Source organism: Actinomadura montaniterrae (assembly GCF_008923365.1).
Classification (GTDB): Bacteria; Actinomycetota; Actinomycetes; order Streptosporangiales; family Streptosporangiaceae; genus Spirillospora; species Spirillospora montaniterrae.
Map to the genome: position 1 here is coordinate 1 of NZ_WBMR01000084.1, position 26,441 is coordinate 26,441.

Genomic DNA, 26,441 nt, shown 5'->3' on the forward strand with positions numbered 1-26,441 from the left:
CCCGCCCGGCTGACCCGCCCGGGGGCGGGGGCGGGTCAGCGGCGGCGCTTGCGGGCGCGGCGGATCGCGGCGGCGGCGCCGATCGCGGCGACGGTCGCGCCGGCCGCGGTCGCCATGGTGGCCTCCTTGCCGCCGACGCGGCGGCCGACGACGGCGTGCCGCCCGGCGGTCTCCTCCATCACCACGCGCAGCGCGGCGGCGTTGTCGTAGCCGGGCTTCCAGCCCGCGGCGCGCAGCCGGGCGCAGTCGACCACCCACGGGTAGGCGACGTAGTGCAGGTCGGTGGCGGGCGCCGGGGTCATGCCGAGGCGGTGCAGCCGCTGCGCCATCCCGAACGTCAGCGCGGCGGGCAGCTCGAAGCTGCGCTTGCCGGTGATCTCGGTGACCTCCTCGGGGCCGAGCCAGCCCTCGCAGCCGACCGCGACGGGCCCGGGGACGTCGTCGGCGACGATCACCTCCAGGGCGGACGCGAGGTCCTCGATGTGGCAGAACTGCCAGCCGGGCGTGCTGCCCTTCACCGACAGCAGCCGTGGCGCCTCGAAGTGCCGGGTGACGACGGTGTCCACGCCGGGCCCCACGAGCGCGGCGGGCCGCACGACGGTGATCTCCAGCCCGGGGTGGGTGAGCGGCGCGGTCGCGGCCAGCTCCTCGATCTCCAGGTAGTCGCCCGCGATGCTGACGTTGGCCTCGGCGAGCAGCGGGGCGTCCTCGGGCAGCGGCACCTCGTTGCCGGGCCCGGCGCCGTACACCATGGCGCTGGTGACGAGGACCACACGGCGGACCCGGGCGGCAGCGGCGGCGGTCACGACGGTCTGCGCGCCCCGCACGTTGTGGGTGCGGCGCTCCTTGCCGTCCACGTCCGGAGAGTGCTCGACGTCCAGGTTGACGATCACGTCCACGTCGGAGAGCCGGTTGGACAGCAGCGGGTCCCGGATGTCGACGACACGCCACGTGGCGCCGGTCACGTCGCCGCGGTGCCCGTCGATGGCGACGACCTTGCGGATGTCTTCCCGTTCGGCGAGCCGGGCGGCCAGCAGCCGCCCCGCCCCGGAGGCCGCACCGGTGACGGCGACGACCGGGGCCTTGCTACGCCGAGGGCGAACCTTGCCCGTTGCCACGGAGGTGCCCCCTTCCTTGAGTACGCGACCTTGCCGGGACCGGCTAACGTTGCGGATATGAGCCCATCATGCATCCCAGGGGCGAACCGATGAGTGACACTCCCTTCGGCTTCAACCGTCCCGGCGACGGAGACGACGACCGTCCCCAGGATCCATTCAAGGGCATGGGCGGCGACATGGCGCAGTTCGCCGACATGCTGCACCGGTTCGCGGACATGATCGGCGCGCAGGGGCAGGGCGGCGCGTCCGGCGGCCCGCTGAACTGGGACCTCGCCAAGAACATCGCCCGCCACCAGGTGGTCGAGCAGGGCGACCCGTCGATCGTGGACGCCGAGCGGCGCCAGGTCGAGGAGGCGCTGCGGCTGGCCGACCTGTGGCTGGACGAGGGCACGACGCTGCCCGCCGGCATCCGGTCGCCGAAGGCGTGGAGCCGGTCGGAGTGGATCGAGCAGACGCTGCCGGTGTGGGCGAAGGTCTGCGACCCGATCGCGTCCCGCATGGTCGAGTCGATGGGCGGCGCGCTCGGCGGCGCGGGCGAGATGCCCGCCGAGATGCAGGCGATGGCCGGGCCGCTGATCGGGATGGTCAAGCAGATGGCCGGCGCGATGGTCGGCGGCCAGGCGGGGCAGGCGCTCGGCGCGCTGGCCCGCGAGGTGACCGGCTCGGCGGACGTGGGCCTGCCGCTGGCGCCCGACGGCGTCGGCGCGCTGCTGCCCGCCGGGGTCGAGGCGTTCGGCTCGGGCCTGGAGGTCTCCGAGGACGAGGTCCGGCTGTACCTGGCGCTGCGGGAGGCCGCGCACCAGCGGCTGTTCGCGCACGTCCCGTGGCTGCGGGCGCACCTGCTCGGCGCCGTCGAGGAGTACGCGCGGGGCATCACCGTCGACCTGTCGGGCATCGAGCAGGCCGTGCAGGGGCTCGACCTGAGCAACCCGGAGGCGATCCAGGAGGCGCTGGGCGGCGAGATCCAGCTGCAGCCGGAGGAGACGCCCCGGCAGAAGGCGGCGCTGGCCCGGCTGGAGACGACGCTCGCGCTGGTCGAGGGCTGGGTCGACACCGTGGTCAACGAAGTCGCGCAGGGCCGGCTGCCCGAGTCGGTGAAGCTCGCCGAGGCGGTGCGGCGGCGCCGCGCGACGGGCGGCCCGGCGGAGCGGACGTTCGCGACGCTGGTCGGCCTGGAGCTGCGGCCGCGGCGGCTGCGCGAGGCCGCGGCGCTGTGGCGCAAGCTGACGGAGGTACGGGGCGCGCAGGGCCGCGACGCGGTCTGGGAGCACCCCGACCTGCTGCCGACGGCCGACGATCTCGACGATCCGGACGGCTTCGTGCACGGCCGGGAGATCGAGGGGCTGTCCGACCTCGATCTGACGAACCTGACCACGGCGGCCGAGGAGGACGCGTCCGCGGGCGCCGGCGAGAAGCCCGACGAGAAGCCCGACGACAAGCCCGGGGACGACCCGGACGGCAAGCCCGACGACCCCGGCGAGGGGGACGCGGGGCCGGGCGACGCGGGGCCCCGGTCGTGAGCGTGATGCGCGTCCCGCACGCGTCCCGGGTGAACGGCTGCCGGTACGAGCCGGGGTCGTCCACGAACGTGATCCGGCGGCGGGTCGCGCGGGAGAGCCTGTGCTGGCAGCGGCCCGTTGACCAGGAGCGGCGCCGCCGCCATCCGGCCAGCTCGCCCTACGCCCGCGCGAACCGCACGTGACGGCTCCGTCCGCGACGGCCCCGCTGTACGCCGACGCCTTCGAGGTGCTGTCGTCCTGGGAGGCGCCCGATGCCGGCCAGGAGAGGCTGCGCCGGGAGTTCCTCGCGCATCTGGAGGAGCACCCGGCGGACGGGATGTGGCGCGAGTGCGCCGGCGCGCACATCACGGCCAGCACGGCGGTGCTCGACGCGTCGGGAACCCGCGTCCTGCTGACGCTGCACTCCAAGATCAAGGCGTGGCTGCAGCTCGGCGGGCACTGCGAGCCCGGTGACGCGACGCTGGCCGGCGCGGCGCTGCGGGAGGCGACGGAGGAGTCCGGCATCCCGGACCTGCGGCCGGTTCCGGGGCCCGTCCAGCTGGACCGGCACCGGGTGCGCTGCCATCCGGCGGGGACGTGGCATCTGGACGTCCAGTACGTCGTGATCGCTCCGGAGGGCGCCCGGCACGTGGTGTCGGACGAGTCGGACGATCTGGCCTGGTTCCCCGTCGGCGCCCTCCCGGAGGACACCGACGACGCCCTGCGCCGCCTCGTCGCCCGCGCCGTCCAGCGCTAGCGGCGGGGTGTCAGCGGAGCGGGGAGCCTTCGAGGAGGGCCCGGGTGTTCTCCCAGCCCTCCAGCCCCGGGTCGAGGAAGTGCAGGTCGGCGGGGGTGCGGATGCGGTGCCAGCCGGGTCCCTGCGGGATGAGGCCGGGACGCGGGGCGGCGGCGCGGAGCCGGGCGAGGGCGTCCGGGGCGTCGAATCCGGCGCCGGGCTCGTCGAGCGCGGCGGCGAGCCAGCCGGGCAGCGGCAGCCGGGCGGCGAGCGCGACGAGGCCGTTCTCGCCGGCGGCCTGGCAGGCGGCGGCGGGCGCGCTGCCGAGGGCGCGGAACAGCTTGCCGAGCAGCAGCGGCGGCAGGTCGGGGGCGTCCGGGACGATCAGCGCGGCCTCGGAGGCGCCGAGCGCGTGCAGCGCGGCGAAGGCGGCGGCGGGAGCGGGCTCGCGAACGATCGGGGTGCCCGGCCAGGTGATCGTCTCGGCGTCCGGGGGGCCGTCCGGGTCGACGACCAGCGCGGCCGTGACGAACTCCAGCCCGGCGGCGACCTCGTAGACGTCCTCGAGCATGGCGAGCCGGAACTCGGCGCCGTCCACCCCGGGGGGAGCGGCGGGCGGGCCGGCCGGCAGGACCGCGGCGCAGCGGCCCGTGATCGCGGAGGAGGGCGGGTTCCCGGGCAGGGTCACCCGGCGACCTCGTGGGGGAAGCCGTCGCCGTGCAGGCCGTCGCCGTGGTGCATGCCGTCGTCGTGGACGGGCTCCTCGTCGGGCGCGTCCGCCTCCAGCGGCAGGTGCGCGGCGGCGGCGACGCCCTCCAGGTACCCGCGGGCCCGGTCGGCCTTGGGGTAGTTGCCGACGAGCTGCCAGAAGTCGGCGCCGTGCCCCGGGATCAGCAGGTGCGCCAGCTCGTGGATCAGCACGTAGTCGACGACCCAGGACGGCATGCCGCGCAGCCGGGTGGACAGCCGGATCGTGCCGTCGTCGGGGGTGCAGGAGCCCCAGCGGGTGCGCTGGTTGGCGACCCACCGGACGCTGACCGGGTCGGCGCGGCCGTCCAGGTAGCGGCGGGACAGCTCGTGGGCGCGCGACTGGAGGGCGGCGTCGGAGGGGCGGCGGCGGCGTTCGCGCTCCTCCAGCCGTTCCAGGATGGTGGCGATCCACTGCTCCTCTTCGGCCTTGCTGAGCCTGGAGGGCACCATCACCACCACCTTGTCCCCGTCGCGGTAGGCGGACACGGTCCGGCGGCGCCTGGTGCTGCGGCGGACCTCAACGTTAGGGGGCACGGCGCAACCGTACCCAAAATTTTGCGTCCTCCACAGGGGGTGTTTGGCGTCAGCCCAGGTCAGAGCCCATCTTTTGGTCGAGCCTCAGGGGGTTTCCACAACCTCGTCAAGCGCCGGTGAAGCGCGGGGAACGCTTCTCCCGCTGGGCGGTGAGCCCTTCGATCATGTCCTCGGACGCCATCGTGACGGGCTGGGCGAGCGATTCCCACCGGAGTGCGGCGTCGATGTCGGCGTGCCCGCCGTCCGCCAGGGCGACCTTGGTGAGCCGGGTCGCGATGGGCGCGCTGGCGGCGATCCTCTCGGCGATCTTCATCGTCTCCGCCAGCACGTCGGCGCGGGGGAAGGCCTGGTTGACCAGGCCGTGCCGCTCGGCCTCGGCGCCGGTGAGGACGCGTCCGGCCAGCAGCATCTCGCGGGCCAGCGGCAGCCCGGCGACCTCGGGGAACAGCCAGGTGGCGGCCATGCCGGGGTGCAGGCCGAGCGCGGTGAAGGGGGCGAGGAGCTTGGCGTCCTCGGCGGCGTAGCGCAGGTCGCAGGCCAGGGCGAGGCACAGGCCGGCGCCGACGGCGTGCCCGTTGACGGCGGCGATCGTGGGGACCTCGAGGCTCCGGATCGTCAGCCATGTCCGGTAGAACTCGAGCATCCGGTCGCGCAGCGGGGGGACGGCGACGGAGCTGGTGTCGGCCAGCCAGGACAGGTCGCCGCCGGAGCTGAACGCGGTGCCGGCCCCGGTGAGGACGACGCAGCGCAGCCCGGAGTCGCCGCGCAGGTCCGCGACGGCCCGCTTGTAGGCGGCGGTCATCTCGTCGGACATCGCGTTGCGCCGGGCGGGGTCGTTCAGCGTCAGGACGGCGATCCCGTCGGGGCGGCGCTCGACCCGCAGCACCTCGGGCTGTTCTCCGGACATGGCTCCGCACCGTACCGTGCGGGGCCCGCGCCGCGTTCAGGCGCCCCCTCCGGGGCGCGGCGGCGGGCCGCGTCCGGCCGCGGGAGATGCGTGAGAAAGCGCACACTTACCACGGATGCGCAGGTCACAGCGTTTCACCTCGTCAGGGCCCGGGATTTGGTGCCCGGTCGTTGTGGCGCGAACGACAGCCGATCACCGACAATGGTCCGCGTGAGCGATCTTCCCCGCCGCGCGGTGACGCGGTCAGCAAAGCTGGCGTCCCTCCCCCTCGGCTTCGCGGGGCGCACCGCGCTCGGCTTCGGGAAGCGGACCATCGGCCGGCCCGCCGAGGCCGTCGCCATGGAGATCCAGACGCGCACCGCCGAGCAGCTGTTCAAGGTGCTCGGCGAGCTCAAGGGCGGCGCGATGAAGCTCGGCCAGATGCTGTCGATCTTCGAGGCGGCGCTGCCGCCGGAGATCGCCGGGCCGTACCGCGCCACCCTCACCAAGCTGCAGGAGGCCGCTCCCCCGCTGCCCGCCGCGGCCGTCCACAAGGTGCTCGCCGAGGCGCTCGGCGACGACTGGCGCGACAGCTTCACCTCGTTCGACGACAAGCCCGCCGCCGCCGCGTCCATCGGCCAGGTCCACCGCGCCGTCTGGTCCGACGGCCGCGCCGTCGCGGTGAAGGTGCAGTACCCGGGCGCCGGCAAGGCGCTGATCAGCGACTTCAACCAGCTCGCGCGGCTCGGCCGGCTGTTCGGGATCCTCATGCCGGGGCTGGACGTCAAGTCGATGCTGGCCGAGCTGAAGGAACGGGTCGTCGAAGAGCTCGACTACACCATCGAGGCCGAGTCCCAGACGATCATCCGGGACGCCTACCTCGACGACCCCGACTTCTACATCCCCGAGGTGATCGCCCAGTCCGGCGACGTGCTGGTCACCGAGTGGATGGAGGGCACCCCCCTCTCGAAGATCATCAGCGACGGCGACCAGGACACCCGCAACCACGCGGCGCTGCTGTACTGCCGGTTCCTGCTGTCGGGGCCGAAGCGGTCCGGAATGCTGCACGGCGACCCGCACCCCGGCAACTTCCGGCTGCTCGACGACGGCCGGCTCGGCGTCCTCGACTTCGGCGCCGTCGACCGCATCCCCGGCGGCTTCCAGCGGCGGCTCGGCCTGCTGCTGCGGATCGGCACGATGGCCGACATCGACGAGATCGAGGACGCGCTGCGCGACGAGGACTTCATCCGCGAGGGCGTGGAGATCGACGCCGAGGCGCTGCAGGGGTTCCTCGCCCCGATCACCGAGCCGTTCGTCACCGAGACGTTCAAGTTCAACCGCGAGTGGCTGCGCGACATGGCCGCCCGCGTCACCGACCTGCGGCCGACCAACGTCGTCCGGCAGCTGAACCTGCCGCCCGAGTACGTGATCATCCACCGGGTGCTGTCGGCCGGCACCGGCGTGCTGTGCCAGCTGGAGTGCGAGATCCCGGCCCGCGCAGAGTCGCTGAAGTGGGTGCCCGGCTTCGCCGACGACGAGGACGGCGAGCTCGTCACCGGCTGATTCCGTCTTGACGCGACGGCGGGCCCCGCTCGCGCTGATGAGGCGCGGGCGGGGCCCGTTTCGGTGCGTCCGGCAAGTGGGGGCCGGCGCACGGTGTCCACCGGGAGGCCGGGTTCAGGTGGTGCCCGCCGAAACCATCCAAGAAGCGGCGGGCCGGCGGCCTGCGACCGGTGGACCGGAGATGGTCACCGGTGGTTCTTCGACACGTGCGCGTCGGCGTCCCGGGACGCGGTCGGCGCGAGCAGCACCCGCCGCACCCGCGACGCCCTCGTCTGCGCCTCCCGGCGCGCGCGCCGCAGGGCGCGCACGCGGGCGGCGAGCTCGTCGGGCACGGTCACGGGTATTCGCTCCCGCGACAGGTCCTGGCTGAGCAACGTCATCTCGTTCTCCCCGGCCGCCCGGAGGCGCGGTCCCCGCGCGGGGACCGCGCCTCTGGGCTCGATACGGCCGATCTCGGTCGGTTTTGCGAACCTCGTCGGTACGGCGGACACGGTCGGCATCAGGGCCTCACACGGCCGCTTCGTCCGGGAGCGGGTGCTTGCGCGGGCGGCCGCGGGGCCGCTTGCGCGCGACGATCACGCCGCGGACGAACAGCTCGCCGCCCCAGACCCCCCACGGCTCCTTGCGCTCGAGCGCGCCGGCGAGGCACTCCTTGCGGAGCGGGCACTCCAGGCACAGCGCCTTGGCGAGCTCGACGTCGGCGGGCGCCTCGGCGAAGAACAGTTCGGGGTCGGTCCGGCACGGAAGAGTGAGGTCCTCCTCGCTGATGGCGAGAGCCCCCTGCATCACAGTCACCCTGGTTCCTCTCGTTGGATCTCAACGGGCGTGTCGGTTGGGTCGTCCGGGCAAAGAAGAAGGCCGCGGATCCGGTGTCTGGATCCGCGGCCTGGGGGCTTGCCGGTGTCTTGCTAGACCGGTCGCCTCCAGGGATACGGACCCGACACGCCACCCGCCGGGGTGGCGCCCATGTGGGCCGTGGCCGGAGCCTGGGACGTCATGCCTTCGGATGCGAAGACACTCCACCCCTGCTCGTCCTGGATTCGCTGCTCGAGGCGCAGATCACGTAGATCGCGCATACGGGTGCCGTCGACGCGGAGCCGCTGCCCGGCCGCATCGGCCGGCAGGACGGCGCCGAGGCGCGCCGGGCCGCCGGGCTTCACGCCGAGCGGGGTCCGGACACACGTGACGGCATACGCGTTCGAGGTGCCGGGGCATGCCGCGGTCCAGGACGCCTGCGATTTCATCGACGTGTTGATCACCGGACTGCACACCACCTCTCTGGCTCCTCGGGCCGGGGCCGGCGGATCCAAGATCCACACCGGTCGGCCGGTTGATTGCTCGCGACGAGCGTACGGGGACTCCGCCGAAGCAATCAAGGTATTTTTGACCTGCGGTTTTGTGGGTGACTTCACCCTCGTTCCCCGGAACCGGCGCCGCTCGCGCGGCGTCGAAACTCCCGGGAGCGCCTTACAAGACGATCATCTCATACGGGACGCGGCGCGTCCCGTCATCGCTCCCGGCCGGAGTCGGACACGCGGACGAGTCCCTCCTGCATCACCGACACCACGAGATCCCCGGAGCGGGTGAACACCTGTCCCCGGGCCAGCCCCCGCGCGCCCCCGGCGAACGGGGTGTCCTGGTAGTAGAGCAGCCAGTCGTCGGCGCGGAACGGCCGGTGGAACCACATCGCGTGGTCGAGGCTGGCGCCCATCGTCCGCTTGTCGCCCCAGGCGAGCCCGTGGTTGAGCAGGACGGTGTCGAGCAGCGTCATGTCCGACGCGTACGTCATCAGGCACACGTGCAGCAGCGGGTCGTCGGGCAGCTCGCCGATCACCTTCAGCCACACCACCGACTCCGGCGAGGCGAGCGCCGGGTCCTTGGCCGCCTCCCAGGTCAGCGGCGTCGCGTGCCGGACGTCGAACGGCCGCCGCTCGACGAACGCGCGCGCGCCGGCCTCCCCGAACAGCGGCGTCAGCCGGGTCATCGAGTCCGGCAGCGTCTCCGGGTCGGGGGCGTCCGGCATCGGCGCGTGGTGCGCCGGGCCGTCCTCGACCACCTGGAACGACGCCGACAGCGTGAAGATCGCCTTGCCGTGCTGGATGGCGCTGACCCGCCGGGTCGTGAAGGACCGGCCGTCGCGGACCCGGTCGACCGTGTAGACGATCGGGACGAGCGGGTCGCCCGGCCGGATGAAGTAGGCGTGCAGCGAGTGCACCGGCCGGTTCACCGGGACGGTGCGTCCGGCGGCGACCAGCGCCTGCCCGGCCACCTGCCCGCCGAAGACACGCTGCCGGCGCTCCTCGGGGCTGCGGCCGCGGAAGATGTCGTTCTCGATCTGCTCGAGATCCAGCAGGTCCAGCAGTGCCTTCAGGGAATCGCTCACGACCGCCAGTCTTCCGTATCCGCCCTTGTGACGGGGCTCTCACCCCCGCGCCACCCCGGGCGCCGGCCCCGCGCCGAGGGGCACGTCACACTCCGCAGAGGCCGAGGACCGCTTCGCCGTAGCGGTCGAGCTTCACCTTGCCGACGCCGGGGATACGCGCCAGCTCCTCCAGCGACTCGGGGCAGTGCTCCGCGATCGCCTGCAGCGTCGCGTCCGTGAACACCACGTACGCCGGGATCCGCTGCTCCGCCGACACCTCGGCGCGCCAGTCCTTCAGCGCGATGAACAGCTCCTCGTTCAGCTCGGAGGGGCAGTCCTCGCAGCGGCCGAGCTTGCGCTCGACGGCCGCGGTCAACGGCCGTCCGCACACCCGGCACGGCTGCGGGCCCTTGGTGACGCGGCGCTTCGTGCGATCGACGCGCGCCGGCATGTGGGTGGTGGTCTTGTCGGTCAGGCCGTCGAGGAACCGGGACGGGCGGCGCAGCTGCGACCCGCCCGGCGACCGCGCCAGCGCCCACGACAGCGACAGGTGGACGCGCGCGCGCGTGACACCGACGTAGAGCAGCCGGCGCTCCTCCTCGATCTGCTCGGGCGTCTTGGCGTAGACGATCGGGAGCGTGCCCTCCGCCATCCCGGCGAGGAACACCGCGTCCCACTCCAGGCCCTTGGCGGCGTGCAGCGAGGCGAGCGTCACGCCCTCCAAAGGCGGCGCGTGCTGCGCCGCCGCGCGCTCCTCCAGCTCGGCGACGAACTCCGGCAGGCCCGCCTTCGGGTCGTCGGCGGCCATGTCCTCGGCGAGCTGCGCCAGCGCCGCGAGGGACTCCCAGCGCGCGCGGGCCGCGCCCGCGCCCTCCGGGGGCCGGTCGGAGAACCCCGCCCCGGACAGCACATGCCGGACCGTCATGATCAGGCCCGTCCCGTCGGTCTCGGCGTCGGCGCCCGCACGGGCCGCGCCGCGCAGCCGGACGACCGCCTCCCGCACCTCGGGCCGCTCGAAGAACCGCTCCGCGCCGCGCAGCACGTACGGGACGCCGGCCGCCGCGAGCGCCGCCTCGTACGTCTCCGACTGGGCGTTGATCCGGAACAGGATCGCGATCTCGCGGGCCGGGACGCCCTCGTCGATCAGCTTGCGGGCCCGCCGCGCCGTGTCGTCGGCCTCGGCGACCTCGTCGTCGTACTCGTTGAACACCGGCTCGGGGCCGTTCTCACGCTGCGCGACGAGCTCCAGCCGGTGCCGCGTCCCCTTCGCCTGGTCGATCACCCCGTTCGCCAGCCGCACGACCTGCGGCGTCGACCGGTAGTCGCGGACGAGCTTCACGACCTTCGCGTCCGGGTGCTCGCGGGTGAAACCGAGCAGGTAGGACGGGGTGGCGCCGGTGAAGGAGTAGATCGTCTGGTTCGGGTCGCCGACGACGCACAGGTCGTCGCGGTCGCCGAGCCAGACGTCCAGCAGCATCTTCTGCAGCGGGTTGACGTCCTGGAACTCGTCGACGACGAAGTACCGGTACTGCTCGCGGACCTGGTTCGCGACCTCCCGGTGCTCGGTGAGGACGGCGGCGGTCAGCTCCAGCATCCCCTCGAAGTCGAGCAGGTTGCGCTCGCGCCGCAGCTGCTCGTACATCGCGTAGACGCGCGCCACGTCCACCGCCTCGGTGGACGGCCGGCGCGCCGCCCGCACGACGGCGGCCGGGTAGTCCTCGGGGCGGTGCTGGGTGACCTTCGCCCACTCGATCTCGCCGGCGACGTCGCGCAGCTCGGTGCGGCCGAGCGACAGCCCGCACGCGCGCGCCGCGTCCGCGACCAGCCCGATCTTCGAGTCGACGATCTTGGGCGGGTCGCCGCCGATGACCCGCGGCCAGAAGTAGCTGAGCTGGCGCAGCGCCGCCGCGTGGAACGTGCGGGCCTGCACGCCGGGCGCGCCGAGCTGCCGCAGCCGGCTGCGCAGCTCCCCGGCGGCGCGGGTGGTGAACGTCACCGCGAGCACCCGCTGCGGCGTCACCACCCCGGTGAGCGTCGCGTACGCGATGCGGTGCGTGATGGCGCGGGTCTTGCCCGTCCCGGCGCCCGCGAGGACGCACACCGGGCCCTGCACCGCCTCCGCGACCGCCCGCTGTTCGGGGTCGAGCCCCTCCAGCACCGACTCAGCCAACATGCACCTCATACTCCCAGTCCGCCTCGACCGTATCCGCCCGCACCACGAATTGTGGACGGACGGCCGCGCCGGTCGCGGTCGCGCCCCCGCTCGCGGAATGCCGGACGGGTATCTAGTGTTCTTCGGGAGGCGAGTGCACAGATCGTCCGAACGAACGAGGGAGACGACGTACCGATGGCGACGCCGACGACCGAGCGGGTCGAGGGCCCGACCGGCCAGCTCACCATGTACACGACGACCTGGTGCGGGTTCTGCCGGCGGCTGAAGAGCCAGCTGGCCCGCGACGGCATCGAGATGGTGGAGATCGACATCGAGCGCGACCCGAAGGCCGCCGAGTTCGTGATGAGCGTCAACGGCGGCAATCAAACGGTCCCGACGATCGTTTACCCGGACGGCTCGGCCGCGACCAACCCGAGCGCGAAGGCGGTCAAGGCGAAGCTCGCCTCCCTGGCCTGACACCCGACGAACCACCGAGCCCGGCGACTCCGAACCGAGTCGCCGGGCTCGTCCCGTTTCACGCCGGCCCGGGCTTGCTAGAACGCAGGCATTCCGGGGAGTTCGCCGCCGTACCAGCGCATGATGAGCTGGGCGGCGATGGACAGCGGGCCTGGGGCGACGATCTCCTTCGCCTCGATCGCGGCGCGCAGCTCGTCGCGGGTGTACCAGCCGGCGTCGAGGATCTCCTCCGGGTCGGGGCGCAGCGGGAGGGTGCCGTCGGCGGTGGCGGTGAAGCCGAGCATCAGGCTCTGCGGCAGCGGCCACGGCTGGCTGCCGAGGTAGCGGACGTCCCGGACGGCGAGCCCGACCTCCTCCAGCACCTCGCGCGCGACGGCCTGCTCCAGCGACTCGCCGGGCTCGACGAACCCGGCGAGGATGGAGCGGCGGTCGGCGGGCCACTGCGGGCCGCGGGCCAGCAGGATCCGGTCGTCGGCGTCGGTGACCAGCATGATCACGGCGGGGTCGACGCGCGGGAAGTGCTGCGAGCCGTCCTGCGGGCAGACCCGGACGTGCCCGGCGGACGTGACGCGCGTCTCGGTGCCGCAGCGGGGGCAGAACCGGTTGGTGCGGTGCCAGTGCTCCAGCGCGACGGCGTGCGTGAGCAGGCCGGAGTCGCGGTCGGCGAGCAGGGCGCCGACGCGGCGCAGCCCGGCGGTCTCGGCGCCGTCGACGGCGGGCGGTTCGCCGGGAACGGCGAAGTAGGCGGTGCCGTCGTCGTCGACGCCGAGCAGCCACCGGTCGCCGTCCGGGGCCTGCCCGGGCGCGACGAACACGAGCGCCGGCTCGGGTTCGAGGGTGACGAGCGTCCGCCCGTCCTGGACGACCAGGACCCGCGTCGCCGGGTCGGCCCACGCGTCCGCGAGCCACGCGTCGTCGCGCCGCTTCAACGCGACCCGGTCGAGCGTGCCGCGCGCGAGCGCCAGCCACTCGAGCGGTCCTTCGGTCACCGTCATCGGGCTCCTTCCTCCCGTCGGATCCGTACCAGGTTCAGCGGAGTGCGGTGGCGAGTTCTTCCCACAGGTAGGCGGCGGCCTCGGCGCCCTTGAGCAGCAGGGGGATCTCGACCTTCTCGTTGGGCGCGTGGATGCGGTCGTCGTCGAGCCCGACCGCGACGAAGATCAGGGGCGCGTCGAGGATGTCGGCGAGGTCGGCCTCGGGGCCGCTGCCGCCCTCGCGGGTGAACAGGACCTCGCGGCCGAACGCGCGCTCCATGGCGCGGCGGGCGGCCTTGACGCCGGGCGAGTCGATCGGGGAGAAGCAGGGCCGGACGCCGCCGCCGGGGATGTGCACCTCGGCCTCGACGCCGTGCGGGGTGTTCGCGGCGACCCAGTCCCGGAACGCCTGCTGCACCTTGGCGGGGTCCTGGCCGGCGACGAGCCGGAAGGAGATCTTGGCGTGCGCCTCGCGGGGGACGATCGTCTTGCCGCCGGGGCCGGTGTGGCCGCCCCACATGCCGTTGATCTCGGCGGTCGGGCGCGCCCAGACGCGTTCGAGGGTGGTGTAGCCCTTCTCGCCGTAGGGGGCGCGGCTGCCGCCGGCGGTGCGCAGCCATTCCTCCTCGTCGAACGGGAGCTTGGCGAACAGCGCGCGCTCCTCGTCGGAGAGGGGGACGACGTCGTCGTAGAAGCCGGGGAGGGTGACGCGGCCGTCGGCGTCGTGGAGCGCGGCCATCAGCGCCGCCATGGCGTGCAGGGGGTTCGGGACGGCGCCGCCGAACGACCCGGAGTGCAGGTCCGAGGACGGGCCGCGGAGCGTGACCTCGGCCTCGGTGAGACCGCGCATGCCGGTGCACATCGACGGGACGTCCGCGGCCCACATGGTGGTGTCGCTGATGACGACGGCGTCGCAGCCGAGCCGTTCGCGGCGCTCCCGGAGCAGGCCGGCGAAGTGCACCGAGCCGGATTCCTCCTCGCCCTCGACCAGCAGCTTGATGGTGACGGGCGGGGCGCCGGCGCCGGACGCGGCGAGGCCGGCGCGGATGCCGAGGGTGTGGAAGAACACCTGCCCCTTGTCGTCGGACGAGCCGCGCCCGATGAGCCGGTCGCCGTCCTCGACGGGCTCGAACGGCGCGGTGTCCCATTCGTCCAGCGGCTCGACCGGCTGGACGTCGTGGTGCCCGTAGATCAGCACCGTCGGGGCGGACGGGTCGGCGGCGGGCCATTCGCCGTACACTGCGGGCAGACCGGGGGTGTCCCAGATCTCCACGGTCGGGAATCCCTGGCCGCGCAGGTAGTCCGCGAGCCACTCGGCGGACCGCCGCACCTCGGTGGCGTAGGCGGGGTCCCCGGAGACGGACGGGATCGCCAGCCACTCCTTGAGGTCGGCGATGAACCGGTCGCGGCCGGCCTCGATGTACTGCACGATTTCCTGAACTGGCTCGTCCACCTGCATGCTCCCTTGCATGTCGTTCTGTCAGGCACTGTAAGGGATCCTGTTCGCTCAGCCCCCAGGAGGAGCTTTGATCCTCATAGATCCGCCGTTGTGGCCCGCGCGCGGGCGGGTGTGGTCGCACATGGTGAGCGACGTGTCGTACGAGGAGCTGCACGCGTTCGCCGCGGAGCTCGGTATGCCGGTGCGGGCGTTCGACCGGGACCATTACGACGTGCCGTCCGAGCTGTACGACGCCGCAGTCTCGCAGGGTGCGGAGGCGGTGGGGTGCCAGGAGCTGCTTTTGCGTCTGACTCGTGCGGGGTTGCGGCGGCGTAAGGCGGTCCGGCGCCGTCCCGCGGCGGGGTCGACGGCGACAGGGGCGGGCGCCGGTTAGGCGTTGAGGAGCATCAGCTCCGTCTCGATGTTGCGGCGGGCGTTGTCCTCGTAGCGTTCGCGGGCCGTGTCCGTGTGGAACAGGTGCGGGAGGGCGAGGAGGCTGCTCAGCAACTCGGCGCGCCCGGCGCGGAAGAGGTCCTCGGGGACGAACCCGTACTCCTCGCGGACGGCGGCGGCGTAGGCGGCGTACCGGTCGGGGTCGGCGCCGAGGATCGCGAGGTCCGCGTCGCAGAGGACCCGGCCGTTGCGGTCGCCGGGCTCGGGCGCGTGGGTGACGGTCAGCTCGACGAGCCGGACGACCTCATCGATGGTCGACGCGGGGAGGTCGGTGTCGGCGAGCATGCGGGCGGCCAGGCGGGCGCTGCGCTCCTCGTTGTCGGCGCGCTCGGGGTCGTAGACGGCGTCGTGGAACCAGGCGGCGAGCCGGACGGCTCCGGCGTCCTCGGCGTCGCCGGCGAGCTCGTCCACCAGGTCGAGGACGGCGGTCAGGTGCTCGCGGGTGTGGTACCGGCGGTGCGGCTCGCCGTACCGCTTGTCCAGCTCGGTCCCGATGTGCCGGGTCTGCGGGCCGGCCAGCGCCGTCCACCGCTCGACGAGGTCCATGGGTCCATCCTCGCGGATCGCCGGACGCGGCGGGACACGCGATGCCATCGTTCTTGCCTGCGGCCCCCGGCGCGGCCACTATGGTGACGGTTGCGAGTTAGGCAAGGCTTACCTCACCGACTCACTGGAAAGGCCGACCGTGGCCGCCTCCCTCTACCTGGTCGCCGGCAAGGCGACCGACTCGGTGACGCACGGGTTCCTGCCCGCCGCCGCGCGCCTCGGGCTGGACGTCGTCCTGCTCACCGACCGTCCCGCCGCCCACGCCGGCGCCGCCGGCCGGGTCGTCGAGTGCGACGTCTCCGACTTCCGGGACATCATCGCCCGGGTCGAGGGCGAGCCCGCCGGGATCTTCTCCAACAGCGACTTCCTGCAGGCGCCCGCGGCGCTCGCCGCCGCCTACTTCGGGCTGCCCGGCAAGGACTGGCGGGCCGCGACGCGCGCGAAGAACAAGGCGCTGATGCGCCGCCACCTCGCCGCGCTGGACCCCGTCTTCTCCTCGGACGCCTTCGGCGTGCCGCCGGACGCGCCGTACCCGCTCGTCCTGAAGCCGCGCGAAGGCGTGGCCAGCGAGGACGTCTTCCTCGTCCACGACGCGCGCGAGCTGCGGGCGCGGCGCGACGAGATCGCGGCGCGGCGGGACGACCCGCTGGTGGCCGAGGAGTACCTGCCGGGCCGGCTGCACACGCTGGAGACGCTCGGGGACGGCCGGGAGCTGCGCGTCCTCGGCTCGTACCGGACGACTCTTTCGCCGCCCCCGTTCTTCGTGGAGGAGCGGCTCGAGTGGGCGCCGCCGCCTCCGGAGACGCCGCAGGTCCTCGCGCAGCTCGACGCGCTGGGCGTGGGGTTCGGCGCGTGCCACACCGAGTTCGTCGTCCACGAGGGCCGCGCCCGCATCATCGAGGTGAACTACCGGCTCATCGGCGACCACTGCGACTTCCTGCTGGCGGACCTGCTCGGGATCCCGCTGTTCGAGCGGATCCTGGGCGTCCACCTAGGCGAGCCTTTGGCGTTCGACGTCCCGGCCGTGGAGGGGCATGCCGTCGCGGAGGCCGTCATCGCGGATCGCGCCGGAGTCCTGCGGGCCGCGCCCGGTCCGATGGAGCTGCACGACGGGGATGTACGGCTGGCCTACCGTCCGCAGCGCGCCGTGGGCGATTCCGTCGCGCTCACCCGCACGAACCGCGACTACCTGGGGACGGTCCGCGCCATCGGCCCGGCGCAAGACGAGGTGGAGGCCGCGCTGGCGCGCTTCCGCTCCGCCCACGACTGGACCATCGCGTGACCGATTCCGACACGACCGGTTACGACGTGGAGGGGCCGCTCGCGGCCCGGGTCCTGGACGCCCTGCTCCGCGAGGACTATGCGGGCCTGCGGCGCTTCGTCGAGGGCCGGACGCTCGCGCTGCCGGGACGTCCCGTCCGGCTGGTGGACGCCGACCCGGCCTTCCTCTGCGAGCTGCGCGTCGACCCGTCGCAGAACCTCGCGTTACGGGACGTCTTCGCGCTGGTGCGGCATGTGGCGGACCCTCGCGACGACACCGGCGCGTTCGAGCGCGAATGCCTGGACGCCCTCGCGACGGTGAAGCTCCACAACGACGCGCGTCCCGCCGTCCACCGGCGCTTGGCGCGGATACCGGACGAGCTGAGGACGGGCCCAGGGACGTTCTACGAGAGCCTCGCCGCCTACAACGACCATCCCGTCCATCCGACGAGCCGCGGCCGCGCCGGGCTCAGCATGGCGGACGTGAGCCGCTACGCCCCCGAGTTCGCGCCGTCGTTCCCGCTGCGCTGGGCGTCGGTCCGCGGCGCGACGCTCGCGGGCGAGACGCCCGTCTGGTGGCCCGCCCCGGCCGATGTGGGGCTGCGGTCGGCGGACGCGCTGTTCCCCGTCCACCCGCTGGCGGTCCGGCTGGTGCGGGACGAGCCCGCCGCGGCGATGGCCCCGGAGCCGTACCTGCAGGTCGCGCCGACCCTGTCGATGCGGACCGTCGCCGCGGCGCCGCTGGAGCACGTCAAGGTCCCGCTGCCGACGAGCACGCTCGGGCTGCGCAACCGGCGCACGATCGTCCCCGGCACGCTCCCGGACGGCGCGCTCGTGGAACGCGTCCTGCGGCGCGTCCTCGCCCGGGAGCCGCACCTTCCCGTACTGCTGGCCGACGAGCAGACCTACGGACACGCCGACAGCCCGCTCCTCGCCTACCTCGTACGGCGCTTCCCACCGGAGACAGCGCGCGCGCACGTCGTCCCCATCGCCGCCCTGTTGGCGGAGGCACCGGACAAGGGCCACGTCATCGAGCGCTGGGACGTTGAGCCGCTCTTCGACGCCTACCTGGCCGCACTGTTCGCGTGGAACGTCACGCTGTTCCGCTACGGGATCGCGCTGGAGGCCCACCAGCAGAACGTCGCGCTGGTATTGGACGGCGGCGGCTCGGTAAGGGACGGTGCGCCGCCGCGGCTGCTCGTCAAGGACAACGACGGCGCCCTCATCGACCCCGCCCGGCTCCGCGAGCGCCTCGGCCCGTCCCCCGGCGCCGACCCCCGCGACCTCGTCGACCGGCGCATGGTCACCGCCGACCCCGACGCGCTCGCCCGCGTGTTCGTCACGATCACCCTGCACCTGTGCGCCGCGGCGCCCGCGCTCGGGCTCGCCGAGCGCGGCCTGCTGCCCTGGCGCACCGGCCGCGCCCTGATCCGCGACCGGCTCGCCGCGGCGCTCGGCCCGCGGGACGCGTTCCTGCGCTCCCGCACGCTCGACGCGGACGCGCTGCCGGGCAAGGCCATGGTCACCGCCGGGACCCTCGTCGACAAAGCCAGGACCGGCGCCGCCGACATCAACAAGCACTACGGCCCGCCCGGGCCGAACTACCTACGGGATGCGACGTGCTTCTGACCGAACGGGCCCTGACGGCCGACGACGCCACCTCCACCGCGCTGCTCAACTGCCTGATCCGCGAGGTGTGCGGGCCCGAGCAGCAGGTGTGGCCGGACGGCGGGCACCTCGTCGCGCGGCTGCCGCGCGCCGGCGTCGTGCTGCGGACCGGGCTCGCGCGCCCCCCGGCCGGCCCCACCTACCGCCTGGCGCCGCCCTACGAGGAGCGGCGCGGCGACGCGTGGATCCCCGCGTCCTGGGACCGCCTCGCCGACCTGGTGGCCGGGGAGCTCGAACTGGCGACGGGCCAGCCCAACCCCGAGTTCCTCGCGCAGGTCGGCGACAGCCACGGCGCGCTCGACGCCATCCTCGCCGCGCGCCGCGAACCGCAGGACGACCGGTACCTCGAATCCGAGCAGTCGCTCGTCGCGGGCCACCGCTTCCACCCGTCGCCGAAGTCCCGGCAGGGCTCCCCCGGCGAGTGGCTGCGGTACGCGCCCGAGGCCAGGGCCCGGTTCCGCCCGCACTGGCTCGCCGTCCGGGACGACCTCGTCGCGGAGGAGGGCGACCCGCGGGCGTTCGCGGCGCTGGGCGGGCCGTCCGTGCCCGGCTGCCGGACGCTGCCGGTGCATCCGTGGCAGTTCTCGCTGCTCGCCGGGAACCCGCTGCTCCGGGACGCGCTGGCGCGCGGGCTCGTCCGCGATCTGGGGCCGTCGGACGCCGAGGCCGTGCCGACGTCGTCCGTCCGCACGGTGTACCTGCCGGACGCCGACCTGTTCTGCAAGTTCAGCCTGGACGTGCGCATCACCAACTGCGTCCGCAAGAACGCCTGGTACGAGCTGTCCGGTGCCGTCGCCCTTAACGAGCTACTACCCGAGGTATTCACAGCCCTAGGCGCGACGCTCCTCGCCGAGCCCGCCTACCGCAGCGTCGCCCTCGCCGACCGCCGCCTCTACGAGGGCCTGGGCGTCATCGTCCGGCAGGGAGTGAAGCACCTTCCCGGTACTCCGCTCCTGGCGGGCGCACTGGCCGACCCGTACAACACCCTCCTGGACGACCTGCCCGCCCTGTCGACCACCGACGGTGCCCTCGCCTGGTGGAACGCCTATGTCGCGCAGGTGGCGCCGCCGGTGCTCCGCGCCTTCCTCGAACACGGCGTCGTCCTAGAGCCGCACCTGCAGAACGTCCTCGTCTGCGTCGACGCGGACGGCATGCCCGTCCACGCCGCGTTCCGCGACCTCGAAGGCACCAAGCTCACCGCCGGCCGCTGGGACCTGGCGCACCTGCCCGCCCGCGTCGCCAACGGCCTCACCTACGCCCCCGCGCAGGGCTGGAACCGCGTCGTCTACTGCCTCCTCGTCAACCACCTCACCGAGACGGCCGCCGCCGTCGCCGACCTGCATCCCGCGCTCGAACCGGACCTCTGGAAGGCAGCCCGGGAGCATCTCGCGCGTCTCGACCACCATCCGCAGGTCAGGGCCCTGCTCGCGGGCGTCCCGCTGCCCGCGAAGGCGAACCTGCGGACCCGCTGGTCGCGGTCCGCCGACCGCGGCGCCGCGTACGTCCCCGCTCCCAACCCGCTCTCCGCGCCGCGTCCGCTGTGATCCTCGCCGACCCTGTGAACCTCGACGACCTCCGCGGCCTCGACCGCTTTCCCGCCTACGTCTACGACCTGCCCGGCCTGCAAGCGCATGCGGAATCCATTCGCGGCGCGCTCGGCCGCACCGAACTCTTCTACGCCGCCAAAGCCAATCCAGATCCCGAGATCCTGCGCGCCATCGCGCCGCACGTCGACGGAATCGAGGTCTCCTCGGGCGGCGAACTGACCCACGTCCGCGAAACGCTCCCGGGCGTCCGCCTCGCGTTCGGCGGCCCTGGGAAGACCGACGAGGAACTGACCCTCGCCGCAGGCATCGACCGCGTCCACGTGGAAAGCCCACGGGAACTCGACCGCCTGCACGGCCCCGCCGACGTCCTTCTCCGAGCCAACCTCCCGCTCCAGCTCCCGGGCGCCGCCCTCACCATGAGCGGCCCATTCGGAATGGACGAGGAAGCCCTCAACACCTGCGCCGCGCGCATCGCCGACAACCCGCACATCACGCTCCGCGGCGTCCACGCCCACCTCGCGTCCGGCCTGGACGCCCCCACCATGCTCGACCTGGCCCACCGGATCGCCGAATGGGCCGTTCCGTGGCTGGAATCCCACGGCGTGGACGACCCCGAACTGAATCTCGGCGGCGGAATGGCGGTCGACTACACGTCCCCGGAAACCCGCTTCGACTGGCACGCCTACGGCGCCGGACTGAACGGCATCCCCGCCCGCCTCCGCATAGAGCCCGGCCGGTCCATGACCGCCTACCACGGCTGGTACGTCACGGACGTCCTCGACGTGAAAACGACGCGCGGCGAGACCTACGCCATTCTCCGCGGCGGCACCCACCACCTCAGGACGCCCGTCACGAAAGGCCACGACCAGCCTTTCGCCGTCCTCACCGCGGACGGCCCGCGCTCACCAGCGACCCTCGTCGGCCAGCTCTGCACCCCGAAGGACGTCTTCGCCCGCGCCGTCCTCGTCCCGCCGCTCCGCCCCGGCGACGTCATCGCCTTCGGAATGGCCGGCGCCTACGCCTGGAACATCTCCCACCACGATTTCCTCATGCACCCCAAACCCGCCTTCCACTACCTCCGCTAAGGGCGGGGCCAGTTAAGGGCGGGGCCAGTTAAGGGCGGGGCCAGTTAAGGGCGCGGGGTGCCGGTCCAGCGCCATTTGGTGACGCGGTCGTGGCCGGGGAGGGCGCCGCGGCCCGTCGCCCAGAGGAGCGTCGCCCACGGGTCCGTGTCGCGCGGGGCGTCCGGGAACAGGCGCGCCAGCACCTTCGCGCACAGGCCGGCGGGCGGGTCCCAGTCGAGGCCGAGGCCCTGCGCGAGGTCATGGGTGTGGACGAGCGTCTCCACGATCCCCATCGCCGCGAACCCCTCGGGATCGGACGCCCCGAAGGCGTGGTGCGCGCGCACGTCGGACGGCGTCGTCCGGACGAGCGCGGCGAGCATCGCGCCGCACGCCACCAGCATCTCCAGGAGCCCGCCGGGCCCGGCGTCGCGGTTGGCGTAGGTGACGTTCGCCGGGCCGCCCGGGCGCCGCGCCTCCCACAGGAACGGCACGTCCCGGTCCATCGGCCGGGCGCCGAGTTGCGCCGCGTAGGCGAACAGGTCGTCGCTCAGATGCTCGACGGTCTCCCAGCAGGTCCACTCCAGCGAGCCCGCCTTGCCGTCCCACGCGCCCTCGGGCGCCTTCTCCAGCACGTTCACGGCGAGCCGGACGGCCGACTCGACGTCGTCGGCGGTGACGGTAGATGACATGCCGCCGACCGTACCGTCCTGCGCGATGAGGAAGCGGTAGCCGGCGATGCGGGCGTCGAAGGCGCGCTCGCCCCATTCGCGGGCGGTGAGCGGGGCGGTGACCACGCCCGCGGCGGCGTGCCGGGCGTGGACGGCCGCGATGTCCACGGCCGCGGGAAGGTTGACGTAGACGGTGACGCCGGCGCCCCGGTGTTCGCGGGACGCCGCGGGCAGGAACTCCTCGTCGTCGGTGCCGAGCATGACCTGGGCGTCGCCGAGCGACACGCACGCGAGGCGGTCCGCGGAGTCGCGCGGCGTGGCGAAGACCAGTCTCCAGCCGAGGCTCCCGGTGAAGAAGTCCGCGGTGGCGTACGGGTCCTCGCATGCGAGGAAGACGGACAGCATGGCGGCACCCTACGGGCCGGGTCCGACACCGCGCGCCGTGCCGCCGGACACCGCCCGCCCGGCATGCGTTACAAACTCCTTGTCACGGCAACGTATGTGCTGGGCGATGTGAGGAGATTTCGGTGCTTGAGCGGGTGCGGTCGGCCGCGAGTCTGGGCGTACGGGCGACACGGGCCGTACGCGATACCGGGATCATGCACCCGATGCGGCCCGACCGGGCGGCCCGGCTGCTGTTCCCCTACGTGCGGTTCGGGCCCGTCCCGGCGACGGTCGGCGCGATGGCGGCGCTGCGGTTCCCCGGCCGGACGGCGCTGATCGACGAGCGGGGCGCGCTGACGTACGCGGAGCTGGAGGAGCGGGCGGCGGCGCTGGCGACGGCGTTGAAGGAGCGCGCCGGCGACGGCAGGGTCGGCGTGCTGTGCCGCAACCACCGCGGGTTCGTCGAGGCCGTCCTCGCGGCGTCGCGGCTGGGCAACGACGTGGTGCTGCTGAACACCGACTTCTCCGCGACGCAGCTGGGGCAGGTCGCCGAGCGGGAGGGCGTCGGGCTGCTCGTCCACGACGAGGAGTTCGGTGAGGCCGTCGACGCCTCGGGGTTCTCGGGCGCCCGCGTGCTCGCCTGGACGGACGGCGACGGCGACGGCGAGTCGATCGACGCGCTGGTGGCGGCGACCGAGGCCGAACCGCTGAACCCAGACCGGACGAGCAACGTGATCGTGATGACGTCCGGCACCACCGGGACGCCGAAGGGCGCCCGGCACGACCTGTCGGTGACGTCGCTGCTGCCCGCCGCGCTCAGCCACCTGATGCGCGTCCCCGTGCGGTCGGGCGCGCCCATCGTGGTGGCGCCGCCGCTCTTCCACATCCTGGGGTTCGCGTACACGTCGGTGGGGCTCGGCATGGGGATGCCGCTCGTGCTGTTCCGGCGCTTCGACCCCGCCGAGGTGCTGGCGGCGATCAACGACTGCGAGGCGGAGACGCTGGTCGCGGTGCCGGTGATGCTGCAGCGGATCCTGGACGCCGCGCGGGGCGAGCCGCGGCCGGCGCCGTCGCTGCGCGTCGTCGTGTGCGGCGGGTCGGCGCTGCACCCGCACCTGTCCGAGGCGTTCATGGACGCGTTCGGCGACGTGCTGATCAACGTGTACGGCGCGACGGAGACGGGCTGGGCGACGATCGCGACTCCGGAGGACCTGCGCGCGGCGCCCGGAACCGTCGGCAGGCCGTCATTCCGGCTGACCATCAAGATCCTGGACGAGGACGGGAACGAGGTCCCGGCGGGCGGGACCGGCGAGATCTACACCGGCGGCGGCCTGCGGTTCGCGGGCTACACCGGGGGCGGCGGCAAGAAGGTCCGCGGCGGGCTGACCGGCACCGGCGACCTCGGCCACTTCGACGCCGAGGGACGGCTGTTCATCGACGGCCGCGCCGACGACATGATCGTCTCAGGCGGCGAGAACGTGTTCCCCGGCGAGGTGGAGAACCTCCTCGGCGAGCACCCCGACGTCGCCGAGGTGACGGTGAAGGGCGTGGAGGACGAGACGTTCGGCCAGCGCCTTGCCGCCTACGTGGTGCGCAAGGAGAACGCGCGGGTCACCGAGGACGACCTGAAGGCCCACGTGAAGAAGCACCTCGCGCGCTACAAGGTGCCGCGCGACGTGCACTTCGTGGACGAGCTGCCCCGCACCAGCACCGGCAAGGTCAGGTCGAAGGCGCTGGACGGCTGAGGAGCGGGCGGAGCGGCGTCCGGCGCCAAGGCCGCGGGCCCCGGACGCCGCGCTCTCGATGCCAGGCGGCGCCGGCGTCAGGCGGCGCCGCGGTTCTTGGCGGCCATGCAGATCCGGGCGAGGTCGTTGAGGGCGTCGGCGCGGCGCTCGTCGAGGGTGCGGCGGTCGCCCGGGCCCGCCTCCGCGAGCGTGTCGATGACCAGGGAGAACACCGGCCACTCGGCCGGGCCGATGGCGCCCTGGAAGTCGATGCCGTCCTCGAGGTCGTCGAGGTCGAGGTTGCGGGCGAACGTCGCGAGCGCGGCCTCGGCGGCCACCACCCCGATGCGCATCGCCAGCGCGGCCGGCTCGCGGTCGAGGGAACGCACGGTGCTGGAACCCATGGCCGACAACATAGAACATATGAGCGAGCCACGTCGAACGTTTGCTCGAAATAGTTCCGGCGAAACGCGCGAATCAGCCGGCGATGGCGTGCTGGAACAGGTAGGTGTGCGTGAAGTGCAGCTCGCCGTCGACGCGGCTCGGGCGCATGCCGGTCGCGGGGCCGCCGGAGAGCTCGTCCTCCAGCTCGCGGCGGATCCGCCCGGCGACGTCGGCGGGCGTCCGCGACAGCTCCAGCCACGGCTCCAGCGGACGGGTGAAGTCGATCGACCGGGACCGCTTCACCTCGGCGCCGGCGTCGGTGACGAGGGCGGCGATCCCCGCCCGGGTGAGCATGGTGCCGTGCGAGGGGTCGCGGAGCCGCTCGATCCGGTCGGGGTCGCCCTCCAGGCCGTCCGGGCGGACGAGGTCGGCGACGATCAGCGCGGCGCCCGGCCGGCTGACCCGGGCCATCTCCCGCACCACGGCGGCGGGGTCGGCGACCTGGTGCAGGGAGAAGCGCGTCACGACGAGGGTGAAGGAGCGGTCGAGGTAGGGCAGCGCGGTCGCGTCGCCCTCGGTGAAGGTGACGTTGGTGAGGCCCCGCCGGTCGGCCTCGCGCTTGCCCTCGGCGAGCATCGCGGGGGTGAGGTCGAGGGCGGTGACGTGCCGGACGCGGTGGGCGATCGCGAGGGACACGAGCGCGGTGCCGGCGGCGACCTCCAGGACGTTGTCGTCGAGGTCGAGTTCGGGATCCATGAAGCGGACGAGGTCGTCCAGGTGCCGGGTGAACGCGGCGTTCAGCCGCGGGTCGGCGAACCCGGCCGCCTGCTTGGAGAACTCGCGTACGACCTTGTCGTCGTGGGTCACCGTCACGTCGCCTCCCTGGATGCGTTCCCCGGATCATCCCCGATCCCGGGTGCGCTGGCCAGAGGGGGTGACACTCTTCAGTCAACTGCTCGCCCCTGAAGGACCGGGCTTGTCGGCTCGGTTCGGAAGGGCTCTGCTCATGCTCCCGCGCTGCCCCGTACCAGGGGGCGGTCGCGGGTCACATCGCCGGGTCGCCGCTAGGCGGGGGCCGGTTTGGGCATGTTGACGAATACCCACGCCGAGCGTGCGCGGTCGCGCACGTTGACCCCGGCGACGACGTCGGCGGGCCCAGCGAGGCCGCACCGGCGACAGCGGAAGGTGTCCCGCGAGGGCCGGTTGGCCTTGGCGGTGTGGCCGCAGCGCGGGCAGCGCTGCGAGGTGTAGGCCGGATCCACCTCGATGACCGGCACGCCGGCCCGGCGGGCCTTGTAGGCGATGAACGCGCCGAGTTGGTGGAACGGCCAGGACGACTGCCGTGCTCGCTGGTCGCGTCGAACCGTGACCCGCTCGCGGATGCCCTGGAGCTGTTCCAGGGCGATGCCGCGTTCGGTGCGTTGGGCGACAGCAACGACCGTCTTGGAGATCTTGTGGTTGATGTGGGCGGCGTGCCGCGACTCGCGGCGTGCACGCTTCTTGAGGAGCTGCTTGGCCGAGCGTGTCTTCTTGGCCTGTATCTCGGCCTTCTTGCGAGCTTGCCGGCGCCGGTAACGGTCCAGGCGCCGGCCCGAATGGTCGTCGCCGTCGCTGGTGGTGGCCAGGTTGCTGATGCCTCGGTCCACACCGATCCAGTCTCGCGGCTCGTACCGCTCGGCTTCAGGCACTTCGCAGGTGGCGACCAGAAACCACTTCCCGTCCCGGCGAACCAGGTCGGACTCGCCTTTCCGGCATTCGGTGAGCTGCTTGAGCGCCGCCTCCGAGCAGGCGAAGCGAACGTTCTTCAGGCGTCCGTCCATCGTCCAGATCGACACCGTTTGGGCGTCGTAGTTCCATGACAGGCACCGATCGTCGTAGGTGTGCGCCGCGTCCAGTCGGAAGGTGACGGGCCTGGACATGGCCTTGCGCCGCCGCTTCGCCCCCTGCCCGCCCAGGTTCCCGGCTCGGATGGTCGCCCGCAGTGTGGTGTAGGTATCCACCACGCGCTTGATGACGTGCTGCGCGGCCTGCGCGCCCAAGCCCTCGGCCTTGAGCTGCCCGTAGGCCATAGACCGCAGGTCCTTGATCGACCCGTTGAGCCCGTATGCGGTGAACGAGGCGGCCGATACCTGGTTCGCGCACTGGTTGACCGTGTGCAACGTGCGCTCAAGGGCCACGGTCTGCGTGGCATCCGGAATGAGCTTGACTTGCACCACGATCTTCACGTCCGTGACCATAGCATTACCGTGCGCAA

27 protein-coding genes are annotated in these 26,441 nt (G+C 73.2%); 11 read left to right on the plus strand and 16 right to left on the minus strand.

Features of this window, described 5'->3' with window-relative positions; genetic code table 11:
• Positions 1–35: 35 nt before the first annotated feature.
• Complete coding sequence (locus tag F9B16_RS25915; RefSeq protein WP_151542737.1) at positions 36–1,118, minus strand: NAD-dependent epimerase/dehydratase family protein; 1,083 nt, start codon at positions 1,116–1,118, stop codon at positions 36–38.
• A gap of 89 nt (positions 1,119–1,207) precedes the next feature.
• On the opposite strand from F9B16_RS25915, the gene F9B16_RS25920 reads away from it, so the two are divergent.
• From F9B16_RS25920 to F9B16_RS25930, 3 genes are read left to right on the plus strand one after another with little or no spacing between them, the layout of a single operon-like run.
• On the plus strand, positions 1,208–2,638 hold the full coding sequence (locus F9B16_RS25920) for a zinc-dependent metalloprotease (RefSeq protein WP_151542738.1): 1,431 nt from the start codon (positions 1,208–1,210) through the stop codon (positions 2,636–2,638).
• Positions 2,635–2,820 (plus strand): hypothetical protein, encoded by a 186-nt coding sequence (locus tag F9B16_RS25925; protein WP_151542739.1) that lies wholly within the window; start codon positions 2,635–2,637, stop codon positions 2,818–2,820. The genes F9B16_RS25920 and F9B16_RS25925 overlap by 4 nt, the downstream gene beginning before the upstream one ends.
• Positions 2,817–3,374: an NUDIX hydrolase gene (locus F9B16_RS25930; RefSeq protein ID WP_151542740.1), complete on the plus strand. Its 558-nt coding sequence runs from the start codon at positions 2,817–2,819 to the stop codon at positions 3,372–3,374. Before F9B16_RS25925 ends, F9B16_RS25930 begins: the two co-directional genes overlap by 4 nt.
• 10 nt (positions 3,375–3,384) lie before the next feature.
• Here F9B16_RS25930 and F9B16_RS25935 read toward each other — a convergent pair whose 3' ends face one another.
• The 3 genes from F9B16_RS25935 to F9B16_RS25945 all read right to left on the minus strand — a co-directional run bounded on the left by F9B16_RS25935 (position 3,385) and on the right by F9B16_RS25945 (position 5,544).
• Positions 3,385–4,041, minus strand: coding sequence for a hypothetical protein (locus F9B16_RS25935; protein ID WP_225991944.1), 657 nt, complete (start codon positions 4,039–4,041; stop codon positions 3,385–3,387).
• Positions 4,038–4,637 (minus strand): M48 metallopeptidase family protein, encoded by a 600-nt coding sequence (locus F9B16_RS25940; RefSeq protein ID WP_404800519.1) that lies wholly within the window; start codon positions 4,635–4,637, stop codon positions 4,038–4,040. Before F9B16_RS25940 ends, F9B16_RS25935 begins: the two co-directional genes overlap by 4 nt.
• A gap of 106 nt (positions 4,638–4,743) precedes the next feature.
• Positions 4,744–5,544: an enoyl-CoA hydratase/isomerase family protein gene (locus F9B16_RS25945; protein WP_151542741.1), complete on the minus strand. Its 801-nt coding sequence runs from the start codon at positions 5,542–5,544 to the stop codon at positions 4,744–4,746.
• Positions 5,545–5,754: 210 nt separating this feature from the next.
• Between F9B16_RS25945 and F9B16_RS25950 the strand changes: the two genes are divergently transcribed.
• Entirely contained in the window at positions 5,755–7,086 is a 1,332-nt protein-coding gene (locus F9B16_RS25950) for an ABC1 kinase family protein (protein ID WP_192808993.1), read from the plus strand.
• A gap of 185 nt (positions 7,087–7,271) precedes the next feature.
• Here F9B16_RS25950 and F9B16_RS25955 read toward each other — a convergent pair whose 3' ends face one another.
• From F9B16_RS25955 to F9B16_RS25975, 5 genes are all read right to left on the minus strand, one after another.
• On the minus strand, positions 7,272–7,466 hold the full coding sequence (locus tag F9B16_RS25955; RefSeq protein ID WP_151542743.1) for a hypothetical protein: 195 nt from the start codon (positions 7,464–7,466) through the stop codon (positions 7,272–7,274).
• A 127-nt stretch (positions 7,467–7,593) separates the two neighbouring features.
• Positions 7,594–7,872, minus strand: a complete 279-nt coding sequence (locus F9B16_RS25960) for a WhiB family transcriptional regulator (RefSeq protein WP_173099222.1) — start codon at positions 7,870–7,872, stop codon at positions 7,594–7,596.
• A gap of 122 nt (positions 7,873–7,994) precedes the next feature.
• Positions 7,995–8,345, minus strand: a complete 351-nt coding sequence (locus F9B16_RS25965) for a hypothetical protein (RefSeq protein WP_151542744.1) — start codon at positions 8,343–8,345, stop codon at positions 7,995–7,997.
• 248 nt (positions 8,346–8,593) lie between these two features.
• On the minus strand, positions 8,594–9,469 hold the full coding sequence (tesB, locus tag F9B16_RS25970) for an acyl-CoA thioesterase II (RefSeq protein WP_151542745.1): 876 nt from the start codon (positions 9,467–9,469) through the stop codon (positions 8,594–8,596).
• An 85-nt stretch (positions 9,470–9,554) separates the two neighbouring features.
• Complete coding sequence (locus F9B16_RS25975; RefSeq protein ID WP_151542746.1) at positions 9,555–11,621, minus strand: ATP-dependent DNA helicase UvrD2; 2,067 nt, start codon at positions 11,619–11,621, stop codon at positions 9,555–9,557.
• Positions 11,622–11,795: 174 nt separating this feature from the next.
• Here F9B16_RS25975 and F9B16_RS25980 point away from each other — a divergent pair, with 174 nt between their 5' ends.
• Complete coding sequence (locus F9B16_RS25980; protein ID WP_151542747.1) at positions 11,796–12,077, plus strand: mycoredoxin; 282 nt, start codon at positions 11,796–11,798, stop codon at positions 12,075–12,077.
• A 77-nt stretch (positions 12,078–12,154) separates the two neighbouring features.
• Here F9B16_RS25980 and nudC read toward each other — a convergent pair whose 3' ends face one another.
• Complete coding sequence (gene nudC, locus F9B16_RS25985; protein WP_151542748.1) at positions 12,155–13,072, minus strand: NAD(+) diphosphatase; 918 nt, start codon at positions 13,070–13,072, stop codon at positions 12,155–12,157.
• Positions 13,073–13,106: 34 nt separating this feature from the next.
• Positions 13,107–14,504 carry a dipeptidase gene (locus F9B16_RS25990; RefSeq protein WP_225991945.1) on the minus strand — a complete coding sequence of 466 codons (1,398 nt, stop codon included), beginning with the start codon at positions 14,502–14,504 and terminating at the stop codon, positions 13,107–13,109.
• Positions 14,505–14,577: 73 nt separating this feature from the next.
• Between F9B16_RS25990 and F9B16_RS25995 the strand changes: the two genes are divergently transcribed.
• On the plus strand, positions 14,578–14,883 hold the full coding sequence (locus F9B16_RS25995; RefSeq protein ID WP_151542750.1) for a DUF4031 domain-containing protein: 306 nt from the start codon (positions 14,578–14,580) through the stop codon (positions 14,881–14,883).
• Here F9B16_RS25995 and F9B16_RS26000 read toward each other — a convergent pair.
• On the minus strand, positions 14,880–15,488 hold the full coding sequence (locus F9B16_RS26000; RefSeq protein WP_151542751.1) for an HD domain-containing protein: 609 nt from the start codon (positions 15,486–15,488) through the stop codon (positions 14,880–14,882). The genes F9B16_RS25995 and F9B16_RS26000 overlap by 4 nt on opposite strands.
• A 139-nt stretch (positions 15,489–15,627) precedes the next feature.
• On the opposite strand from F9B16_RS26000, the gene F9B16_RS26005 reads away from it, so the two are divergent.
• Genes F9B16_RS26005 through F9B16_RS26020 form a run of 4 tightly spaced genes read left to right on the plus strand, consistent with a single transcriptional unit; the run spans position 15,628 to position 21,048 of the window.
• Entirely contained in the window at positions 15,628–16,770 is a 1,143-nt protein-coding gene (locus F9B16_RS26005) for an ATP-grasp domain-containing protein (RefSeq protein ID WP_151542752.1), read from the plus strand.
• Positions 16,767–18,377 (plus strand): IucA/IucC family protein, encoded by a 1,611-nt coding sequence (locus tag F9B16_RS26010; RefSeq protein ID WP_225991946.1) that lies wholly within the window; start codon positions 16,767–16,769, stop codon positions 18,375–18,377. Before F9B16_RS26005 ends, F9B16_RS26010 begins: the two co-directional genes overlap by 4 nt.
• The gene (locus tag F9B16_RS26015) at positions 18,368–19,960 is read left to right on the plus strand and encodes an IucA/IucC family protein (RefSeq protein ID WP_151542753.1); all 1,593 of its coding nucleotides are present in this window, start codon (positions 18,368–18,370) and stop codon (positions 19,958–19,960) included. Before F9B16_RS26010 ends, F9B16_RS26015 begins: the two co-directional genes overlap by 10 nt.
• Before the next feature lie 14 nt (positions 19,961–19,974).
• Positions 19,975–21,048 (plus strand): alanine racemase, encoded by a 1,074-nt coding sequence (locus F9B16_RS26020; protein ID WP_151542754.1) that lies wholly within the window; start codon positions 19,975–19,977, stop codon positions 21,046–21,048.
• A 44-nt stretch (positions 21,049–21,092) separates the two neighbouring features.
• Here the strand turns inward: F9B16_RS26020 and F9B16_RS52875 are convergent, their stop codons facing one another.
• Complete coding sequence (locus F9B16_RS52875; RefSeq protein WP_225991947.1) at positions 21,093–22,100, minus strand: VOC family protein; 1,008 nt, start codon at positions 22,098–22,100, stop codon at positions 21,093–21,095.
• A 203-nt stretch (positions 22,101–22,303) separates the two neighbouring features.
• Here F9B16_RS52875 and F9B16_RS26030 point away from each other — a divergent pair, with 203 nt between their 5' ends.
• Complete coding sequence (locus tag F9B16_RS26030; protein WP_225991948.1) at positions 22,304–23,824, plus strand: AMP-binding protein; 1,521 nt, start codon at positions 22,304–22,306, stop codon at positions 23,822–23,824.
• 77 nt (positions 23,825–23,901) lie between these two features.
• Here F9B16_RS26030 and F9B16_RS26035 read toward each other — a convergent pair whose 3' ends face one another.
• From F9B16_RS26035 to F9B16_RS26045, 3 genes are all read right to left on the minus strand, one after another.
• A complete protein-coding gene (locus tag F9B16_RS26035) occupies positions 23,902–24,207 on the minus strand; it encodes a hypothetical protein (RefSeq protein ID WP_151542756.1) in 306 nt (101 codons plus the stop codon).
• A gap of 73 nt (positions 24,208–24,280) precedes the next feature.
• Positions 24,281–25,060: a class I SAM-dependent methyltransferase gene (locus tag F9B16_RS26040; RefSeq protein ID WP_151542757.1), complete on the minus strand. Its 780-nt coding sequence runs from the start codon at positions 25,058–25,060 to the stop codon at positions 24,281–24,283.
• Between the two features lie 191 nt (positions 25,061–25,251).
• Positions 25,252–26,412, minus strand: a complete 1,161-nt coding sequence (locus F9B16_RS26045; protein ID WP_225991949.1) for an RNA-guided endonuclease InsQ/TnpB family protein — start codon at positions 26,410–26,412, stop codon at positions 25,252–25,254.
• Between the last annotated feature and the right edge of the window lie 29 nt (positions 26,413–26,441).